We start from the raw sequence: 3,108 nt of genomic DNA on the forward strand, positions 1-3,108 counted from the left end.
GAATAGACTTTATTGAATGGATAGGTCCCTTCATTACGATAACCATCTTCTGGATCAAAATTTCCACCTAAGGTTCCCTTAGATATGGTGAATAGATCTTGTCCGCTAAAGAAAACTCTGGCAGATTTCATTCGCAATGCAGATGCTACACCTGAAGGAAGATTATACCCCAGTGTGATCACCTTAAATCTAAGATAGGCTACATTTTGAAGCGTCATAGTTGAGGCACGATAATCATAATCGGCAACATCATCATAGCCTACACTACCTGGAAGGTATCTTGGATAGGGAGCATCCGGCCGTTGAGGCGTCCATGTTTTTCCAGAATAATACGCTAATGACGGCCAGTAAAAAGTATTGGGCCTGCGAAAACTACCTTCATAGATTACATCTCTTTTTCCAACACCCTGTATAAACAACTCAAGGTCAAATTGCTTATAGGCTACATTAATGGTCGTGGAGAAAGTATACCTTGGGGTTAAATTACCCAGATAGACCATATCTCCAGCCAGGCCTTTAGTCTTATCACCATATGCCGTCAACTTACCATCACCATCAACATCTTTGTACATCACATCTCCAAGGCCTATCCGGGAAGGTACGCCTTCCAGTTTTTTATAGGTATCTAACTGCGACTGGGTTTTAATGATGCCGTCATATACATATCCGAAATAAGAGTAAATTGGATAACCTTGTCTGGTTTTATTCAAACCTTCCTGGTAGTTATCCGTGTTCTTTAATTCAACCAGTTTATTTTTACTGTCACTTAACTGCAATGAAACACTGTACTTAAAATCATTTATATGGTCTTTCCAGGTTACTGATGTTTCAAAACCCTTCGTGATCAGTTTCCCCTGGTTTGTAGAAGGCGGCGTATTGCCAAAAGTTGCAGGAACAGCAACTTTAACCAGCATATCATTGTTAATTTTATTAAAGTAATCAAAAGAAAAGGTTAATCTTGAGTCAAGTACAGAGGCATCAAGACCAATATTTCTATTTTCGATAGTTTCCCATGTACGGCTGGAAGAGGCAGGATTAGCATTTGCTCCTGTTACTCCGGCATTGGGGGAACCTAAAGGATACATACCGTCAATATAGATGAGGGGAATATAGTCATATAAGCCCAATTCGCCTATATCCTGGTTACCCATTTTGCCCCACGAAACCCTTAATTTCAAGAGGTCAAATGTTTGCAGGGATTTAATGAATTTTTCTTCAGAAAGGTTATAAGCACCTGCAACAGATGGAAAAACAGCACTCCATCTTTTCTCCTGGGCAAATTTTGAACTGCCATCTGCCCGGGCCGTTAGATCCAATATAAATTTACTCTTATAAGAATAACTTAATCTGCCAAAATAAGATCCCAGGGCCTGAGTATTTAATAAACCGGTTATGTTAAAGTACTCAGCTTTGGTTTTATCTGCCAGATTTAGCGTAAACAAGTCGTTCCCAATAAAATTTTTACCACCAGCAGTCTGTCCCTCATTCCTGGTTTGTTCCAGAGATGCACCACCAGTAAAATTAATTTTATGGTCTTCTCCAAAAAGCTTATTATAGTCGAGGTAGACCTGGTATAATTTGTTCAGTGTCTTTAAATTTGTAAAATCTGCAGAATTCGGAGTGTTGCGTATATCCTGAATACCACCTACATAATTATATCGGGTAAAAGTCCGGTTGGTGGTTTTGTCATTCATATAATCCAGTTTTATGGCTGCCTGCCCAGTAAGCTTTAAGCCTTCAACAATGTTGTAGTCCAACTTAAAATTTGTACCAAATCTCGACAGATTGTAATTGTCCGAACCGGCTTCGGCCAGAGACTGTGCGGGGTTTTCATAACCCTGGTAACCATAAAATTGGCCAACACTGTTGAATACCGGCTGGTAAGGAAATTGACGGGTAACATTGGTTAAAGCATTACCTAACATTGTAGGGCTAACCGTGGCTTGATTGTCAAAACTGGTACGGGTCTCAAAATTCAGTTTTTTAGACAAACGAAAATCGTAATTGAGTCTTAAATTATAGCGTTCTGAATTATTTTCTCCATACCTGACAGAACCGTTATCTCTGTTGTATCCCACGGACACCAGATAGTTGTTATTTTCAGCCCCGCCAGAAACAGCAATATTATGCAGCTGTTGGGTAGAATTCTTGTAAATTTCTTTATTCCAGTCTGTATAACCATAAAAGCCCGGATAACTGGTAATACCATAGTTCCAGCCACCATTAAGATCTGGAGCGGCGTTAGCTTTGATTTTATCAAATACGGATTGAGGGAACCCATTAATACCGGCATTTCGAAGTCCCTCATCCATAAATTCCGCAAATTGCAGGGTATTCTGCATTTTTCGCAAATAAGCTGGTATTTTCAATCCAACATTTCCACTATAGGTAATTTCTGGCGGGCCTTTTTTGCCTTTCTTCGTGGTCACCAAAATAACACCATCAGCCGCACGTGCGCCATAAATAGATGCAGCAGCATCTTTTAAAACAGAAACTTCAGCAATGTCATTGGTATTGATGGTATTAATATCACCAGGTATACCATCAATGAGGATCAAGGGTTGGTTCCCATTGATAGAAGAATATCCTCGTATTTGCAGACCATAACTTTGATTTCCGGGTTGACCGCTTCCTTTGGTGATGGTTAAGCCAGGTATTGTGCCTTGCAGGGCATCAAAGCTATTGTTTAAAGGCCTGTTCTCAAAAACATCAGATTTAACTGTAGAAATGGCTCCGGTTACAGCACCTTTGGCCCTTGTTCCGTAACCAACTACCACAACTTCCGAAAGTTTCATATCACTTTTAACCATTTTTACTTCTAAAGCAGTTCTCCCCTTCAGGATAACCTTCTGGGGTTCATAACCCAATGAAGAAAATAGGAGAACAGGATTTTCAGCGGAAACATCCAATACAAAAGCGCCCTCACCATTGGTATAAGTACCAGTTTGAGTACCCTCTAAATGAATGCTTACCCCAGGCAACGGCTGCCCGTCGGAAGCATCTCTGACCATACCCGTTACTTTTTGTTTCTGTTCATTATCCATCCAGAAAGGTTTTTCATTCGTTTTCTTTACAATCAGAACAGTTTTATTTTTAATGGTATAAGTA

The 3,108-nt window shown here is 40.0% G+C and carries 1 protein-coding gene; it reads right to left on the reverse strand.

Features of this window, described 5'->3' with window-relative positions; all coding sequences use genetic code 11:
• Window positions 1–3,108, reverse strand: a 3,108-nt coding sequence (locus DBR11_RS14490) for a TonB-dependent receptor (RefSeq protein ID WP_108553377.1), incomplete at both ends; no start/stop codon positions are given.

Origin of the sequence: Pedobacter sp. HMWF019 (assembly GCF_003061025.1) — a bacterium.
GTDB lineage: Bacteria > Bacteroidota > Bacteroidia > Sphingobacteriales > Sphingobacteriaceae > Pedobacter.